Here is a 16,810-nt window from a genome sequence, read left to right as displayed (position 1 = left end):
GACGGATGGTGTTGGCCGTCGAATGCACCAGACCCGAGACCATGCCATCGACCTCGCCCAGCGCCAGCATCACGGTGGCCAGCACCACGGGGTCTTCGAGTTGCTGCTCGGCCATCGGCGCGTTGAGGTTCTTGCTCTTGCGCAGTACCACCATGGGTTCGACATAGCGGCTGCGGATCAGCTCGGGGTCGAGGATTTCCAGGTCCGCTGGCAAGCTGATGCCTTGCGCCCGCGCGACCGCCTCGACCTCTTCGGGCCGGGCCAGCAGCACGCAGCGGGCGATGCCGCGGGCCTGGCACAGGGCGGCGGCCTGCACCAGCAGGGGCTCGGCGCCTTCGGGCAGGACGATGCGTTTGTTGGCCTGTTGCGCACGCTGGATCAGTTGATAGCGGAACACGGCCGGTGACAGCCGCAGTTCGCGCGGCGTACCGCAGCGCTGGTGCAGCCAGGCGGCGTCCAGGTGGCTGGCGACAAAATCGGTGATGAACTCGGCGCGCTCGCGGTCATCGATAGGGATTTCGCGGTTCAGCGAGTTGAGCTGGGTGGCGGTGTCATACGAGCCGGTGCTCACCGAGAGGATCGGCAGGCCCGCCTGCAGGGCGCCGCGGCACAGGCCAAGGATGCGCGGGTCGGGTTTGCTGTCGCTGGTCAGCAGCAGCCCGGCCAGGGGCACGCCGTTGATGGCGGCCAGGCTGACGGCAAGGATGATGTCGTCACGGTCGCCCGGCGTGACCACCAGGGTGCCGGGCTTGAGCAGTGGCACGGTGTTGGCCACGGTGCGCGCGCAGAGGATGATGGTGTTCATGCGCCGCTGCTCGTAATCACCAGCGTTGAGCACCTGGGCACCGAGCAGGTCGGCCACATCGCGCGTGCGCGGTGCGTTCAGCTCGGCCTGGAACGGAATGCAGCCCAGCAGGCGGAAGTCGCCACTGCGCAGCAGCGGCGAGTGCTCGCGCAGGCGCTGGGCGAAGTCGGCCATGGGTTCGGCGCTGCGCACCTTGTTGAGGATCACCCCGAGCACTTTCGGATCCCGCGGGCCGCCAAACAGCTGCGCCTGCAGTTCGACCCGGCCAGACAGCTCGCTGAGGACCTCGTTTTCCGGCGCCGAGACCAGGATCACCTCGGCATCCAGGCTCTTGGCCAGGTGCTGGTTGACCCGCGCGGCATAGCTGGCGTGACGGGTCGGCACCATGCCCTCGACCACGACCACGTCCTTGCCGACACAGGCCTGCTGGTACAGGCGGATGATCGATTCGAGCAGCTCATCGAGCTGGCCATCGCCAAGCATGCGCTCGACCTGGCCCAGGCTCAGGGGCGTGGGCGGCTGGATACCATGGGTGCGGGCCACCAGTTCGGTAGAGCGCTCAGGGCCGGTGTCGCCTGGGTGCGGCTGAGCGATGGGCTTGAAGAAGCCGACCTTCAGCCCGGCGCGCTCCAGGGTGCGTATCAGGCCCAGGCTGATCGAGGTCAGGCCGACTGCAAAATCGGTCGGCGCGATGAAAAATGTCTGCATGTGTGCGTCTCGGCGGTAGGCGGGCACAGAATCAATCGGCAAGGGTAGCGCTATCGACCCCCTGGGCGCACCAGCCGCACGCAAATGCTTCACCGATGCGCCGTTGCCGTGCGTTGGGGTCGAGCACCCAGGGCCGTGACTGCCACGGTGGCAGGTGGCGCAGGTGCTGGGTATGGCCACAGGTCAGCTCGGCCACCCAGTGGCCCTCCTGGTCACGATGAAAGCCGCTGATGCGACTGACGGGTCGCAGGTGACTACCGTTGGGTCGTGCCGAAGCCTTGGCCGGTTCGCAATCAGGCGATGCCTTGGTTACACTTCCAGGTTCTACATTCTTTTGCAAAGGTCTCGCCCCATGCTGATCGCCGCCAACAAGGCTGTCTCTATCGAATATACCCTGACCAATGACGCTGGTGAGGTCATCGACAGCTCCGCCGGTGGTGCGCCGCTGGTGTATCTGCACGGTGCTTCGAACATCATCCCGGGGCTGGAAAAAGCTCTGGCAGGCAAGCAGGCCGGCGACGAGCTGAACGTTTCCGTCGAGCCTGAAGAAGCCTACGGCGAATACTCGGCCGAACTGGTCAGCACCTTGAACCGCAGCCTGTTCGAAGGCGTCGACGAGCTGGAAGTCGGCATGCAGTTCCACGCCTCGGCGCCCGATGGCCAGATGCAGATCGTCACCATCCGCGACGTCGATGGCGACGACGTCACCGTCGACGGCAACCACCCACTGGCCGGTCAGCGCCTGACCTTCCAGGTCAAGGTCGTTGACGTGCGCGACGCCAGCGAAGAAGAAATGGCTCACGGCCATGTTCACGGTGAAGGTGGCCATCAGCACTGATGGTTCTGCGCTAAGCTCAGAACGTCACCAGGCGCCTGGACAAGCCGGACATTCCCTCGGGAGGTCGACCGGTTTGGCCTGGTGCCTTTTTGCTGGGCGCGGTCTGCCCACGGCGCCGCGTCACAGGCCATTGGGGAGAGGATCATGAGTGCATTCCACGAGGTGAAACTGCAGGCCCTGGCAGGCGGCGAGCTGTCGCTGGCACCGTTCAAGGGGCAGGTATTGCTGGTGGTCAACGTGGCATCGAAATGTGGCCTGACGCCGCAATATGCTGCGCTCGAGCAGCTGCAACAGCGTTACCGGGACCAAGGTTTCAGTGTGCTCGGCCTGCCGTGCAACCAGTTTGCCGGTCAGGAGCCTGGTGCTGAAGCCGATATCCAGACCTTCTGTTCAAGCCAGTACGGCGTGAGCTTCCCGATGACGACCAAGGTCGAGGTGAACGGGCCGCAGCGTCACGCGCTGTATCGTCTGTTGGCTGGGGAGGGTGCGGAGTTCCCGGGCGAGATCAACTGGAACTTCGAGAAGTTTCTGGTTGGCAAGGACGGGCGGGTGCTGGCCCGATTCGCGCCGCGCACGCTGCCCGACGACCCGACCGTCATCCACGCCATCGAAGCGGCCCTGCAGTGATCGCCGGCCGGCCGGCTGGGCCTCAGCCCGGCTTGTCTGCCATGGGGTAGGCCTTGAGTGGCGGCACAAGGGTGCTCTGGCGTGAGCAGGCCTCCAGCAAATGCCCCTCGAACTGCTCGACAATCGCCGCCCAGCCCTGATGCAGGGCATGGTGCCGCGCGTTCAGGCGCACTCGCCGCAAGGTTTCGTCTTCCTCGAGCAACCAGCAAGCGGCTTCGATGAATCCGGCGCTGTCACCCGGCATGGCCAGGCCGCCGCTGTGCCCGTGGTGGATGTGCTGAGCCGCTGCGGCCTCATCGAACGCGATCACCGCCAGCCCGGACGCCATGGCTTCGAGCACCACATTGCCGAAGGTTTCAGTGAGGCTGGGAAACAGGAACAGGTCACCGCTGGCATAGTGCTCAGCCAGGGCTTCTGCGCGTTGCACGCCACAGAACACGGCATCCGGCAGCTGTTGCTCGAGACTGTGTCGCTGCGGCCCGTCGCCTATCAGGATCAAGCGCAGCCGCCGCTGGGGATAGTCGCGCTGCAAGGCCTGCAGGCACGGCTTGAGCAGGCCGAGGTTTTTCTCGACCGCCAGGCGACCGACGTGCAGCACCGCGACGTCATCCGGGCCGAGCCCCCAGCTGTCACGCAGCGCCTGGTTACGGCGGGCCGGGTTGAACAGCGTGGCGTCGACACCTCGCGCCAGCACCCCCAGCCGCTCGAAGCCCCGGCGTTGCAGATCAAGGCGCTGGCTGGCGCTGGGCACCAGGGTGATGGCCGTGCGGCGGTGGAAGGCGCGCAGGTAGCCGGTCAGCGCGCGGGCCAGCAGACCGAGACCGTATTGCCCGGCGTACTGCGGGAAATTGGTGTGAAAGCCACTGATCACGGCAATGCCCAGGCGCCGCGCCGCGCGTAGCGCACTCAGCCCGAGCGGGCCTTGGGTGGCGATGTACAACACGTCTGGGCGTTGCCGGCGCCAGCGCCGCAAGAGCTTGTGCATCGACACCTGCCCCCATTGCAGGCCGGGGTAGCCCGGCAGTGGCCAGCCGCGCGCAAGCAGCAGATCAGGCCCCGCCAGGCCCGTCACATCGCCGCCCTGGCGTGGGCGGACCACTTCCACGCGGTGACCGCGCAGGCGTAACCCTTCGCTCAGCCGGCCGAGGATATTGGCCACACCGTTGATCTCGGGTGGAAACGTTTCGCTGACCAGCGTGATGTGCAGAGGCGGTGTCTTCATGGAAAAAGTGTCCGCGCGCTACGTTGCCATTGCGTGACAGTCAGGTGGCGCCGAGTTGACGGCTGCCCGATGGTGCACCTGAAGAATATTTAATCGTTTGCCGCTCAAGAACTGTCTTCGTGCAGCCGATGTACAGGCATCCAATGACAGGTGTTCGGGCGGGTGTGTGATGTTCAATAAAAACTGAAGCAGCAAATGCAGCAGCTGCGTGAAGACCTGCTCTCGGTACAGCAGATCAAGGACAGCCTGGACAGCGAAATGCTGGTCCTGCAGCTCGATCCCGAGGGTCGCATCCTGCACGTCAACGACAACTTCGCCAAGGAAATGCGCTACAACCCCGATCAGTTGCTCGGGCGCTCGCTTGAACACTTCGTGCCTGCGCACGTGAAGTCGCTCGATTTCTATCAGCGCATGCACACTGCCCTGACCCGTGGCGAACACTTGCACGGCGCCTTCCGCTTGCTGCGCGGTGACGGTGACGAAGCCTGGCTGCGCTCAATCCTGCAGCCGATCCGCAGCAGTGACGGCCGGCTCAAGTACTTCACCCTGCACTCGAGTGACCTGTCACGCACCATCAAGACCTCTCGCGAGCATGAGAGCCTGATCAAGGCGCTGATGCGCTCCACCGCCGTGATCGAATTCAGCCTCGACGGCGAGGTGCTCACCGCCAACGATCGCTTCCTCCAGGCGGTCGGTTATCGCCTCGACCAGGTGCGCGGTCGTCATCACCGCATCTTCTGCGAACCGCAGGAAGTCAACTCGCCTGCCTACCAGACCTTCTGGGAGAAGCTGCGTCGTGGTGAGTACATCGCCGATCGCTTCAAACGGGTCGATGCCCATGGCAATACGGTGTGGCTGGAGGCGTCGTACAACCCGATCTTCGATGCCCACGACGTGTTGTACAAAGTGGTCAAGTTCGCCACGGTCATCACCGATCAGGTCAACCGCGAGCAAGCCGTGGCACAGGCCGCCGACATCGCCTATTCGACCTCACTGGACACCGACGCCAGTGCCAACAAGGCCACCCAGGTGGTGACCCAGAGTGTCGAAGTGATGCGTGGGCTGGAAGCGTCCATGCAGCGCGCCGCCGAGGGCATTCAGGCGCTGGACAAGCAATCGCGGGTGATCGGCGCAATCATCAAGACCATCAGCGACATTGCCAGCCAGACCAACCTGCTGGCGCTCAACGCCGCCATCGAGGCGGCCCGGGCCGGTGAGCAGGGGCGCGGTTTTGCCGTGGTCGCTGACGAGGTGCGGCAACTGGCCTCGCGCACCAGCAGCGCGACCGAAGAGATTGCCCGTGTGGTGCAGCAGAACGAGCAGTTGGCGCAGGCGGCAGTGGACATCATCGACACCAGCAAGCGCCAGGCCGAGCAAGGCCTGAACCTGGCGGACGAAACCGGTGGGGTGATCGGTGAGATTCAGGATGGGGCGAAGAAGGTGGTGGATGCCGTAGGGCAGTTTTCCAACCAGTTGAATGGCTGATCGCTGAAGCTTCAAAGCCCTAAGCCTGGGCTGGCCGGCCAACCCAGGCGGGTGGGGCAGGTCAGCCTTGCAGTTGCGCGTACACCGCAGCAGCCATGGCGACGGCTTCGCTCAGTGGCAGTGCCGCGTCTGCGCGATGGGCATCGTCAAACGAGGCCCTGACGTAGAAAAGTCCGGAAAACGGCGCGCTGGCTCTTGGCGCTTCTCCATCTTGCACGGCCCTTACCACCATATCGACCAGCGAGACATGGTCGATCACCACGCCCTGGCCATCGTCGGAGTTGACGAACAAGTCATCGGCGGGCGTATCGACGCCCGCGCCGGCGAGGGCGTCATTGAGGCGCCAGCGGGCCTTGTGCTCCAAGTGGCGCAGGCCCTGCAGGTGGGCAGGGATTTGGCTGAGGTCGAGGTAGTCGCGATCTTCGTTCATGGGTGTTTCCTTTGGTCGCTGGCTGCGGGAGTGCAGCCAGGCGTGCATTGGAAACCGCAGGCCTCCGGCAAGCGCAGTAGATAGTTGCCACGTGTGCTCGCGCGCCCACGCTAGCGCCAGCCCATCGCCCATACCTGGGCGTCGCGCAGCACCCGCCAGTCCAGCCACTCGCTGCGCAGGCTGTGCACTGCCTGCAGTTCCACACGCAGCAGGGTGCCCGCTTCGTCATGTTCCAGATTTGTGACCAGGAAGTGTTTTTCGCGGTTCACCGGCTGCGTCGCGGTCCATTTCGACAGCTTGAGTTTGGCGGGGTTGAAGCGATTCATGGGAAGCTCCGATGGACGAAACAGGATGACGTCGAGCCAGGCTCAGGCTCAGGCTCGATGCTCAGGCGTTGCTGTGACACGGGTATCACCCTTTTCCCGCACCCAGAACAGCGTGGCGCCTGCCACGGCCGCCGGCATCATCAGGATGTTGACGAACGGGATCAGCAGCGCGAGATACGTCACCCCGCCAAAACTCATCGACTGCCAGCGCTTGCTGCGCAGCCAGGCGAGCATGTCCTGCCAGCTCATCTTGTTGTTGTCGGCGGGGTAGTCGATGTACTGAATGGCCATCATCCAGATGCCGAACACCAGCCACAGTGGCGCGGCGATGACGTTGACCACCGGAATCAACGACAGGATGAACAGCCCGATCGCCCGTGGCAGGAAATAGCCCAGTTTGCGCATTTCCCGCGAGAAGGTGCGCGGCACCATGGCCGCCAGTTCCCCCCAGCTGAAGGGCGGGAAGGTGTCCTGGCCACGGGCGACCACCTCGACCTTTTCTGCCAGAAAGCCATTGAATGGGGCGGCCACCACGTTGGCCACCAGGGTGAAGGTGAAGAACACCATCAGGATGACCAGTACCACGAACAGCGGCCAGATGATGTAGGTCAGGAAGTTCAGCCAGTCAGGCAGGCTGGGCATCAGTGCATCGACCCAGAGGCTGAACTGGTGGCTGGCGAAATACACCAGCGCTCCGAACAGCAACAGGTTGACTGCCAAGGGCAGCAGAACGAACAACCGCAGACCTGGGCTCAACACCAGCTTGAGGCCTTCACGCAGGTATTGCGGGCCGGACAGAACGGGGGCGTGCATGGAGAAACTCCAAAAGGTCAGGAAAACGCGCAGACCTTACCGAGTTTGCTGGCACCCGGAAAGATGCCCGATGAGCTGCCAGGGCCGCCGCCAGTCGGCTGACCCGCTCTGGCCCGCGGCTATGGTGCATAGAGCTTGCCTATAAGGTGGATTGTCTAAGGATATTTCCTTACTCTCTGCCACCTCGCTACAGTCTGCCCACCGCTTTCTGTGGCCTGTGCAGCCTGGCGTTGCACAGGCCCTTACAATTCCAGCCTGCCCATCCGGCGTCCAGCGCCGGCGCTCGGCAGGATCGACAGGAGTTCGACATGTCTGAAGTTCGTCATTCGCGCGTCATCATTCTGGGCTCCGGCCCTGCCGGCTACAGCGCGGCGGTCTATGCGGCCCGTGCCAACCTCAAGCCACTGCTGATCACCGGCATGCAGGCTGGCGGCCAGCTGACCACCACCACCGAAGTCGACAACTGGCCGGGCGACCCCCATGGCCTGACCGGCCCGGCGCTGATGCAGCGCATGCAGGAGCATGCCGAGCGTTTTGAAACCGAGATCGTCTTCGATCACATCAATGCCGTCGACCTGGCCGCCAAGCCGCACACCCTGACCGGCGACAACGGCACCTACACCTGCGACGCGTTGATCATCGCCACCGGTGCCAGCGCCCGCTACCTGGGCCTGCCGTCGGAAGAAGCGTTCATGGGCAAGGGCGTGTCGGCCTGCGCCACCTGCGACGGTTTCTTCTACCGCAACAAACCGGTCGCCGTGGTCGGTGGCGGCAACACGGCCGTGGAAGAGGCGCTGTACCTGGCCAACATCGCCAGCAAGGTGACCCTGATCCACCGCCGCGAAACCTTCCGCGCCGAGAAGATCCTGATCGACAAGCTCAACGCGCGTGTGGCTGAAGGCAAGATCGAGCTCAAGCTCAACGCCACGCTCGACGAAGTGCTGGGGGACAACATGGGCGTTACCGGTGCGCGCCTGAAGAACAACGACGGCAGCTTCGACGAAATCACCGTTGACGGCGTATTCATCGCCATCGGCCATACGCCGAACACGTCGCTGTTCGAAGGTCAATTGACCTTGAAGGACGGCTACCTGGTGGTCAGCGGCGGCCGTGAAGGCAATGCCACGGCAACCAACGTCGAAGGTGTCTTCGCGGCCGGTGACGTGGCCGACCATGTGTACCGTCAGGCCATCACCTCGGCCGGCGCGGGCTGCATGGCGGCGCTGGACGTCGAACGCTACCTGGACGGTCTGGCCAACGCGTCGTTCTGAGCCACTGGTCGTTCTCGACCACTGTCTGATCGATGGCCTCCACATTCGCAGGAGGCCATGGAGGGGGTGTGTGCCGGGACGGCGAAGCCGTCCTGCGGCGGACACCCCGGTAGGCCCGACGGGATACCCGGGCAGCCTGCAGACCGCCCTGCGACCCCAGCTCGGGGTCTACAGGCTCAACCGCATCGACAGGTCCACCGCTTTGACATCCTTGGTCATCGCACCAATCGAGATGTAGTCCACACCGGTTTCGGCAATCACCCGCAGCGTCTGCTCGTTCACGCCGCCGCTGGCCTCCAGCTTGGCCTTGCCGGCAGTGATCTGCACCGCTTCGCGCATTTCATCCAGGCTCAGTTCGTCGAGCATGACGATGTCGGCCCCGGCATCCAGCGCCTGGCGCAGCTCTTCCAGGCTCTCCACTTCGATTTCCACCGGCTTGCCGGGGGCGAGGCGCTGCGCCGCCTGCACGGCCTGGGCCACACCGCCGCAGGCGGCGATGTGGTTTTCCTTGATCAGGAAGGCGTCATACAGGCCGATGCGGTGGTTGTCGCAGCCGCCGCAGGTGACGGCGTATTTCTGCGCCAGGCGCAAGCCCGGCAGTGTCTTGCGAGTGTCGAGCAGGCGCACGCCGGTGCCGCTCACCAGGTTGGCCAAGGCCTGGGCGCGGGTGGCGACGCCTGACAGCATCTGCAGAAAATTCAGCGCCGCGCGCTCGCCGCTGAGCAGCGATCGCGCGGGGCCTTCCAGATGGAACAGCACCTGATCTGCCGCCGCCTGCTGGCCATCCACCACGTGCCAGTGCACCGCGACACGCGGATCGAGTTGACGAAACACCGCGTCGACCCATGCGGTCCCGGCGATGACGCAGGCCTCGCGGGTAATGATGGTGGCCTTGGCCAGACGCTCGGCGGGGATCAACTGCGCGGTGATGTCGCCGCTGCCAATGTCTTCGAACAAGGCCCGACGGACATTGGCATCGATTTCGGCGGTCAGGTCAGCGAGGCGTAGGTTCGGCATGGTCGGCTCCACAGGTGGGCTCTACAGACAAAAGTGCCGGCGATTATAGGGCAGGGCAGCAGGCTGTACACCTGTGCCGATGGCAACCTTCCATCGGCTGGAGGGCATCAGCGGAACATCTGGAGGTCATTTGTATCGAACCTCGCAGCGGTCGTTTGACTCACCATGAATACGACTCTTCTCCGACAGTGCACCCAGCGTCAAGGAATGACCTTTTCTCATGAACAGCAAGGAGCTCGACATGCGGCACGAAGCCAACGTGATCTCATTGACGTCGGTGATCGACCGTCGTGCGGCACTACTGGCGCCTTCGTTGCCTATGTTGCTGCTGCGCATCCGTGACAGCGCGGCGCTGCATGTCAGTACTGGCCTGCAAGCGTTGTTCGACATGGCCGAGGATGTGCTCATCGAGCAGGTCGACAAAGCCAGCGACGTGATCGAACAGCGTCGCAGCCTGCAAGCCATGCGCGACGTGCGCTTCAAGCGCAAGCATGTCGAACACGGCGTGCTGGACGCCCTGCATCAAGCGTTCAGCGGCCTGACACACACCACCGGTGGGGCACTGCTCGATGCCGACCTGTCCCGCCATGCGCGGGCCAGTGCTGCGCAGCACGATCTCATCCAGGCCATGATCGAGCGCGTCATGAGCCGCGAAGGCGCAGTGCTGGCGCAGCTGGATGCACGTATCGAAGCCGTATTGGACGTCACCCTCGCTGGCACGCGCTGCAACCCGCTGAGCCCGAGCGGTCTGTGCCAGTATTTCGCCCGCGGGTGCAGCGTGCTCAAGGTCGATGTGCCGACCATGACGGTGCTGTTCGGCCTGTTCGAGCAACACGTGCTAGGCCGCATGGGCCCGTGCTATGCCGACGCCAACCACGTCCTCGCCAGTGAAGGCGTGCTGCCCGCGCTCAACCCCTTGCCCAGCACCGCGCTGACCCCACGCGCCTGGCGTGCGGGCGTGGCGTCGATCGGCGCAGGCCAGGTGCGCAATGGCGCGTTGCAGGCGGCCGCCGAGGCGTTCTTCGAGCGTACACAGGCACTCCTGGCGCCACTGCGCGGACAACTGACGCCACGTCTGCGCCACGACGGCGCTGTACCGGTTTCGGCGCCGGACCTGGCGCGCATGCTGTCGCACCTGCAGCACCATGCCGGTGAAGGAGACGCCACCCGGCCCCTCGATCTCGGCCAGGCTCTGCAGCACCTGCTGCTCAAGATCAGCGCCCGCAGTGCCACCCGACGCTGCCTGGGCAGCGACGAAGAAGACACCATCAACCTGATGGGACGGCTGTTTGCCGCTGTCGAGCAAGACCCGAACCTGCACCCGCGCATGCGCGCGCTGCTTGCCCGGTTGCACCTCCCGCTGCTGAAAGTGGCGATCCTCGACAAGAGCCTGTTGACACGCGCCAGCCACCCGGCTCGGCGTTTGTTCAACGAGCTCGGCGCGGCTGCCATTGGCTGGCAGGGCGACGATGAGACCGCGCCAGACAGCCTCTACCTGCGTCTGGAGGGGGTCGTCCAGCGAGTGCTCGATGACGTTGCCGAAGATCATGTGGCATTCAAGAGTCACCTCGACGCATTTCTGGCCGCAAGCCTGGAAGAGCGTCGCCGCCATGACCTGCTGGAGCAACGCGCGCGGGATGCAGAAGAGGGCCACGTGCGCATGCAGCAGGCCCGTCGCCGCGTTGAAGACGTGCTCAATCAGCGTGTGCTTGGCCAGCGCCTGCCCCGTGTCGTGCTGGACGTGCTCCGTGACGCCTGGAGCCAGGTGCTGATCATGGCCTGGCTCAAGCAGGGCGAGCAGTCCGCGCCCTGGCAGTCGGCACTCGCTACGCTCGATGCGCTGCTGGCGAGCATCGCACCGCATCCGCAGGCTCAGGCGCGTCAACGCCTGCTGGCGCGCTTGCCGGGGCTGCTCAAGGCGTTGCGCGAGGGCCTGGGCAGCATTGCCCTGGCCTCGCTGAGCACCCGCGAATTCTTCCAGGACCTCGAGCGCCTGCACCTGCGTGCCTGTGCGCTACCAGGGCAGCCGACGGCACCCAGCACCGGTGCGCTGCGCTACGTACGGGTCAGCGAGCCGATCCGCCTGCCCGGCGCCGAGCTGGTCCCGGCGCAGGCCGAGTCGGATAGCGCAATACCCCGCGCAGTGCTCAAGGTGCTGGAGCGCCTGCGCATCGGCACCTGGGTCGAGGTGCGCGAAGCTGACAGCGTGCTGCGCTGCCGTCTGCTGGCGCGCATCGAGGGCCGCGACCGTTACGTGTTCGCCAATCATGCAGGGGTCAAGCTGCGCGAGTGGACCCGCGCAGAGCTGGCCGACGCCATCCAGCGCAATGCAGTGACGGTGCTCAATGGCGGCCGGGTGTTCGAGCGTGCCTTGCGCACGGCCCTCGACCAGTTGGGAGCTGCAGAACTGCACTGAGCAGGCTGCCAGGCTGCGCAACATTTCCACGGCAGGGATGTGCGCGGCATACTGACCGCCCCAGGTGTTCTACAGGATTCATTACCCATGCAACTGGACCCCGCCACTGGCTGGTTCTGCGGCGCGATTCACTGCCCGTCGCCCAATTGCAACGCGCGCCCGCCGGGCGAGGCCATTTCCTTGCTGGTCATCCACAACATCAGTCTGCCGCCGGCCTGTTTCGGCACGGGCAAGGTGCAGGCGTTCTTCCAGAATCGCCTCGACCCCGATGAGCACCCCTATTTTCAAGGCATCCAGCACCTGACCGTATCGGCGCACCTGTTCGTCGAACGCGACGGCGCGGTGACCCAGTTCGTGTCCCTGCTCGAACGCGCCTGGCACGCCGGCGTCTCGACCTTTGGTGGCCGGGAAGGCTGCAATGATTTTTCCATCGGCATCGAGCTCGAGGGCACCGACGAGCTGCCCTACACCGAGGCCCAGTACCAGGCGCTGGCGACCCTGACCCGGCAGATCCGCGCGGCCTGGCCGGTGATCGACGGCCCGCGCATCTGCGGCCACAGCGACATCGCCCCGCAACGCAAGACCGATCCGGGCCCGGCATTCGACTGGTCACGTTACCGCAAGGCCCTGCGCGTGAATGAGGACAGATCATGAGTTTTCTGGTGTTGGTACTGGTGCTGTGGATCGAGAAGTTCTCGGCCCTGCGCCGTCGTGTGCAGCGTGACGGCTTCTTTCGCGGTGAACTGGTGCGTCTGGAGCGCAGCGGCAAGGTGCCGCCGTGCTGGACCCTGGCCATCCTGATTCTGGCGCCGGTGATGTTGCTGGTGTTGCTGTTGCATGTGCTGGAGCCGATAGCCTATGGGCTGTTGGCGCTGCCGGTGCACCTGCTGGTGTTGCTCTACAGCCTCGGGCGCGGGGACGCCAAGGCCGCGTTGGGGCCGTTGCGCGATGCCTGGCGCCGGGGTGATGAACAGGGTGCCTTGCAGGTGGCCGAGCGCGACCTGGGCCTGCGGGGCGAGGATGCCACCCACTTGCAGGCGCAGGTACAGGCTTACCTGCTGTGGCAGGCCTATCAGAGCTTTTTCGCCGTGGTGTTCTGGTATTGCCTGCTGGGGCCGGCAGCGGCACTGGCTTACCGCCTGTTGGCGCTGTGCGTCGAGCACAGCCGGCATGGCGCCGTGCAGGGGCGTGCCGAACAATTGCGCCATGCCATGGACTGGCTGCCGGTGCGGGTACTGGGCATGAGTTTCGCGCTGGTGGGCAACTTCGTTGCGGTCGGGCGAGTCATGCTGCACGAACTGCTGAATCTGCATCGGCGCGCGCCGTCGCTGGTCGCCGAGCTGGGCCGCGTGGCGGACGACATCCCCGAGCAGGATGCGCGCGAGCACGCTGTCGCCCGGTTGAACAGCCTGTGGGAATTGCTGCTGCGCTGCGCGGTGCTGTGGTACGCGGCCTTCGCGGTGTGGACGATTCTGCGCTGAGGCCGCCCCTCAGCAGGGCCAGCCGAACAGGGTGCAGGCATTGCGCGTGCTGGCCAGGGCCAGGTGCTCGGCGTCCACACCCATGATGTCGGCCAGGGCCGCGGTGATCTGCGGCAGGTGCACGGGGCTGTTGCGCAGCCCCGCGAACATGGCCGGGGCCATGTCGGGTGCATCGGTTTCCAGCACCAGGCTGTCCAGCGGCAGGCGCGGCAGGGTCTTGCGCAGGCGCAGGGCCTGCGGCCAGGTAGCGGCACCCCCCAGCCCCAGGAGAAAGCCCAGCTTGATGTACTCGCGGGCTTGTTCGTAACTGCCGGCAAACGCATGAATGATGCCGCCGCGCGGCACCCTGATGCGCTTGAGGGTGGCAATCACCTCGGCATGGCTGCGGCGCACATGCAACAGCACCGGCAAGTTGAAGTCCCGGGCGATCTGCAACTGCGCCTCGAACCAGCCTTGCTGGTGCTGCCGGTCGAGCTCGGGCAGGTAGAAATCCAGACCGAACTCGCCCACGGCGCACAACCGCGGATCGCCCTGCAGCCGCGCGAGCCAGTCGCGCAGGTGCGCCAGGTGCTCAGCGCGGTGCGCATCGAGGTAGACCGGGTGCAGCCCCAGCGCTGCGTGCAACCCGGGTTGCGCACAGACCGTGTCCCACACGCGTTGCCAGTTGGCCTGCTCCACCCCCAGCACCACCATGCGCTCAACCCCGTTGGCGCGCGCCTCGATCAGCAAGGCCGCGCGATCGGCGTCGAAGTCGGGGAAATCCAGGTGGGTATGGGTGTCGATCAGGCGCATGGTCAGGCCAGGTGCAGGCGTTGCTTGAAGGTCCGCGCCACGGCATGCACGCCCGGCTGGTAGGTTTTCGCTTCGATGGCGGCCACCGCCAGGTCCAGCGCCGTGGCCGCGATCAGGCCGTGTTGCTGGGCCATGGCATTGACCGGCAAGGGCAGGAAATCGAGCAACTGGTTATCACCGAAGGTGCCCAGTTGCAGCGCGCGCTGGCCGGCGGCGCAACCCTGAAGGGTATCGAACACCCCCTGCAGCAGCACGTAGGAGGTGGTGACCAGGGCATCGGGCAGGCCGCCGAGTTCGTCGATCAGTTGGGTCATCAGGCGCTGACCACAGTCGCGGCTGAAGGCCTCGCCCTGGTAGCGGCGCACCTCGCCGGCATGCTGCTGCAGGGCTGCGTCAAAGCCTGCCAGGCGCGCCTGGCTGACCGACAGTTCGGGCCGTGCTCCGATCAACGCGACACGCTGCGGGGCACCGTGCAGCAGGCTCTGGGTCAGCAGCAGGCTGGCGTGGTGGTCGTCGCTGATCACCGAGCAGAAATGGGCAGGGTCCAGGCTGCGGTCGATGCCGATCACTGGCAGGCCGTTGGCCTGCACGTCGCGGTAGCTGTGGTCGTCGGGTGGCAGGCAACTGGCCACGAACAACGCATCACAGCGCCGCGCGCGAAACAGTTGCTGCAACTGCCGTTCGCTGTCGGGCTGATCGTCGCTGCTGGCGATCAGCAACTGGTAGCCGCGGGCGCGGGCGCCGGCTTCGAGCTGCTTGGCGATGCGTGCGTAGCTGGGGTTTTCCAGGTCAGGCAGGATGAAGCCCAGCGTGCGGGTATGCCGGCTGCGCAAGCCAGCTGCCTGCGGGTTGGGCATGAAACCATGGGCGTCGACCACCGCGCGCACGCGTTCCACCGTGCTGCTGCTGATGCGCTGCTGCTCGGCCTTGCCATTGATGACGTAGCTGGCGGTGGTGACTGACACACCGGCCAGACGGGCAATATCGCTAAGTTTCACCGAAGGTTCCTTGTGATGACATGAAACAGACTGCGCGGCCTGGCCTGCTTGCTCTGTACGAAAGGTCTCTGCATCTGGCACCGCTGCGCTGTAGCGTCCAGCGCAATGCGCTCAGGTGTCGTGAGCAAACCGCATTGGCCATGGTACGTGCAGTGCCTGTGCGTAGACACAAGCAGACGCAGTACGTACAGACCGCAGTTTTACCCAGACGATGCACCCTGCGCAGACGACCAACGTCGCAATTGTCCGACACGCTGGGGCTGTTTAGTCGCAAGATTATCGAGTAACGTGACCGCTGAATCAGATTAAACGTTTCAGCTTCGGAATACTGCCCATTTTTCTTCCGCCCTGGAACCACATCGCGATGCAGAACAGCGGTCCGTGACCCATTCTGCTGAACAGGCAACGTGCCTGTGTTCGCGCTTTTGGAACGTCATGCGTCCACAACAATACCTCGGCCTCCCGATGGGGCTGGAAAAGGAGAAGGTCATGCTCGAGCTCGCCAAAGAGCAGATAGCCATGGGCCAGGTAGCGGCCGACAAGGCCCAGGCGCTGCGCCTGCTGGCCGATCGACTGGTCGCCGATGGGCTGGTCGCCGACGGCTACCTGGAAGGGTTGCAGGCCCGCGAGACGCAGGGCTCGACGTTCCTCGGGCAAGGCATCGCCATCCCCCACGGCACTCCCCAGACCCGCGATCTGGTGTTCAGCACCGGCGTGCGCCTGCTGCAGTTTCCTGACGGGATCGACTGGGGCGATGGCCAGCGTGTCTACCTGGCCATCGGCATCGCCGCGCGCTCGGACGAGCATCTGCGCCTGCTGCAACTGCTGACCCGCGCCCTGGGTGAAACCGACCTGGCCGAAGCGCTGCGCCGCGCCACCTCTGCCGAGGCCCTGCTGAAACTGCTGCAAGGTGCGCCGCGCGAGCTGGCGCTGGACGCGCAACTGGTCAGCCTCAGCCTGCCGGCCGAAGACTTCGATGAGCTGAGCTGGCGCGGGGCGCGCCTGCTGCAGAAGGCCGGCTGCGTCGAGCCAGGTTTTGCCGCCTTGCTGCAGCAAGCCGAGCCGCTACCGCTGGGCGATGGCCTGTGGTGGTTGAACAGCGACCGCCAGGTCCTGCAACCGGGCCTGGCCTTCATTACCCCGCAACAGCCGCTGCGCTACCGCGAGCAACCGCTCAACGGTCTGTTCTGCCTGGCCAGCCTGGGTGCGGCGCACCAGGCTTTGCTTGAACGCCTGTGCGAAGTGCTGATCGAAGGCCGCGGGCAGAGCCTGTACCAGGCCACCGACAGCCGCACCGTGCTGCAAGTGCTGGGCGGCGAGGTGCTGCCGGACTGGCCCAGCGCACGCATCGTGCTGGCCAACGCGCATGGGCTGCACGCCCGTCCGGCCAAGGTGCTGGCGCAATTGGCCAAACGCTTCGAGGGCGAAATTCGCCTGCGCGTCGTCGATGCGGGTGAGGCAGCCGTGTCGGCCAAGAGCCTGAGCAAGCTGCTCAGCCTCGGCGCACGCCGTGGTCAGACGCTGGAACTGCTCGCCGAGCCTGACATCGCCGGCGATGCCTTGCCGGCCCTGCTGGAAGCC

Annotated in this window: 16 protein-coding genes and 2 pseudogenes; 9 read left to right on the top strand and 9 right to left on the bottom strand. The window is 65.2% G+C overall.

Annotated features, from left to right (window positions below; translation table 11 throughout):
- Together pta and RT028_RS00570 are read right to left on the bottom strand one after the other, a co-directional pair.
- The coding region (gene pta, locus RT028_RS00575; protein WP_409567122.1) for a phosphate acetyltransferase at positions 1-1,513 on the bottom strand (1,513 nt) is incomplete at its 3' end.
- A 31-nt stretch (positions 1,514-1,544) separates the two neighbouring features.
- Positions 1,545-1,867 (bottom strand): annotated as a pseudogene (locus RT028_RS00570) (DUF3565 domain-containing protein).
- Here RT028_RS00570 and RT028_RS00565 point away from each other — a divergent pair.
- Entirely contained in the window at positions 1,866-2,351 is a 486-nt protein-coding gene (locus tag RT028_RS00565; protein WP_312931236.1) for a peptidylprolyl isomerase, read from the top strand. The pseudogene RT028_RS00570 and the gene RT028_RS00565 sit on opposite strands and share 2 nt — an antisense overlap.
- Before the next feature lie 144 nt (positions 2,352-2,495).
- Positions 2,496-2,978: a glutathione peroxidase gene (locus tag RT028_RS00560; RefSeq protein WP_312931233.1), complete on the top strand. Its 483-nt coding sequence runs from the start codon at positions 2,496-2,498 to the stop codon at positions 2,976-2,978.
- 22 nt (positions 2,979-3,000) lie between these two features.
- Here the strand turns inward: RT028_RS00560 and RT028_RS00555 are convergent, their stop codons facing one another.
- The gene (locus RT028_RS00555; protein WP_312931231.1) at positions 3,001-4,200 is read right to left on the bottom strand and encodes a glycosyltransferase family 1 protein; all 1,200 of its coding nucleotides are present in this window, start codon (positions 4,198-4,200) and stop codon (positions 3,001-3,003) included.
- A 195-nt stretch (positions 4,201-4,395) separates the two neighbouring features.
- On the opposite strand from RT028_RS00555, the pseudogene RT028_RS20220 reads away from it, so the two are divergent.
- Together RT028_RS20220 and RT028_RS20215 are read left to right on the top strand one after the other, a co-directional pair.
- Positions 4,396-5,145, top strand: a pseudogene (locus RT028_RS20220) (PAS domain-containing protein); the annotation flags it as partial.
- A gap of 108 nt (positions 5,146-5,253) precedes the next feature.
- Positions 5,254-5,685 carry a methyl-accepting chemotaxis protein gene (locus RT028_RS20215; protein WP_409567123.1) on the top strand — a complete coding sequence of 144 codons (432 nt, stop codon included), beginning with the start codon at positions 5,254-5,256 and terminating at the stop codon, positions 5,683-5,685.
- Between the two features lie 61 nt (positions 5,686-5,746).
- Here RT028_RS20215 and RT028_RS00545 read toward each other — a convergent pair whose 3' ends face one another.
- From RT028_RS00545 to cysZ, 3 genes are all read right to left on the bottom strand, one after another.
- On the bottom strand, positions 5,747-6,115 hold the full coding sequence (locus RT028_RS00545) for a hypothetical protein (protein WP_312931226.1): 369 nt from the start codon (positions 6,113-6,115) through the stop codon (positions 5,747-5,749).
- A 110-nt stretch (positions 6,116-6,225) separates the two neighbouring features.
- Entirely contained in the window at positions 6,226-6,441 is a 216-nt protein-coding gene (locus RT028_RS00540; protein ID WP_312931224.1) for a TIGR02450 family Trp-rich protein, read from the bottom strand.
- Between the two features lie 48 nt (positions 6,442-6,489).
- A complete protein-coding gene (cysZ, locus tag RT028_RS00535) occupies positions 6,490-7,254 on the bottom strand; it encodes a sulfate transporter CysZ (RefSeq protein ID WP_312931222.1) in 765 nt (254 codons plus the stop codon).
- 308 nt (positions 7,255-7,562) lie between these two features.
- On the opposite strand from cysZ, the gene trxB reads away from it, so the two are divergent.
- Complete coding sequence (trxB, locus tag RT028_RS00530; RefSeq protein ID WP_312931220.1) at positions 7,563-8,525, top strand: thioredoxin-disulfide reductase; 963 nt, start codon at positions 7,563-7,565, stop codon at positions 8,523-8,525.
- A gap of 168 nt (positions 8,526-8,693) precedes the next feature.
- On the opposite strand, the gene nadC is transcribed toward trxB, so the two are convergent.
- Positions 8,694-9,542 (bottom strand): carboxylating nicotinate-nucleotide diphosphorylase, encoded by an 849-nt coding sequence (gene nadC / locus RT028_RS00525; protein ID WP_312931217.1) that lies wholly within the window; start codon positions 9,540-9,542, stop codon positions 8,694-8,696.
- 220 nt (positions 9,543-9,762) lie between these two features.
- Between nadC and RT028_RS00520 the strand changes: the two genes are divergently transcribed.
- The 3 genes from RT028_RS00520 (at position 9,763) to ampE (ending at position 13,439) form a co-directional block, all read left to right on the top strand.
- A complete protein-coding gene (locus RT028_RS00520) occupies positions 9,763-11,958 on the top strand; it encodes a DUF1631 family protein (RefSeq protein ID WP_312931215.1) in 2,196 nt (731 codons plus the stop codon).
- Positions 11,959-12,045: 87 nt separating this feature from the next.
- Positions 12,046-12,612 carry a 1,6-anhydro-N-acetylmuramyl-L-alanine amidase AmpD gene (ampD, locus tag RT028_RS00515; RefSeq protein WP_312931206.1) on the top strand — a complete coding sequence of 189 codons (567 nt, stop codon included), beginning with the start codon at positions 12,046-12,048 and terminating at the stop codon, positions 12,610-12,612.
- Positions 12,609-13,439, top strand: coding sequence for a regulatory signaling modulator protein AmpE (ampE, locus tag RT028_RS00510; protein WP_312931202.1), 831 nt, complete (start codon positions 12,609-12,611; stop codon positions 13,437-13,439). The genes ampD and ampE overlap by 4 nt, the downstream gene beginning before the upstream one ends.
- Before the next feature lie 9 nt (positions 13,440-13,448).
- Here the strand turns inward: ampE and RT028_RS00505 are convergent, their stop codons facing one another.
- Positions 13,449-14,231, bottom strand: a complete 783-nt coding sequence (locus RT028_RS00505; RefSeq protein WP_312931200.1) for a TatD family hydrolase — start codon at positions 14,229-14,231, stop codon at positions 13,449-13,451.
- 2 nt (positions 14,232-14,233) lie between these two features.
- Positions 14,234-15,229, bottom strand: a complete 996-nt coding sequence (gene cra, locus RT028_RS00500; RefSeq protein WP_312931198.1) for a catabolite repressor/activator — start codon at positions 15,227-15,229, stop codon at positions 14,234-14,236.
- A 489-nt stretch (positions 15,230-15,718) separates the two neighbouring features.
- On the opposite strand from cra, the gene fruB reads away from it, so the two are divergent.
- Positions 15,719-16,810, top strand: a 1,092-nt coding sequence (gene fruB, locus RT028_RS00495) for a fused PTS fructose transporter subunit IIA/HPr protein (RefSeq protein WP_312931196.1), incomplete at its 3' end; no start/stop codon positions are given.

The sequence above is a fragment of the Pseudomonas sp. genome, from assembly GCF_032058845.1.
Taxonomy (GTDB): domain Bacteria; phylum Pseudomonadota; class Gammaproteobacteria; order Pseudomonadales; family Pseudomonadaceae; genus Aquipseudomonas.
Note: the sequence above shows the minus strand (reverse complement) of the source record. Positions and strands in the feature narration are given on the sequence as shown.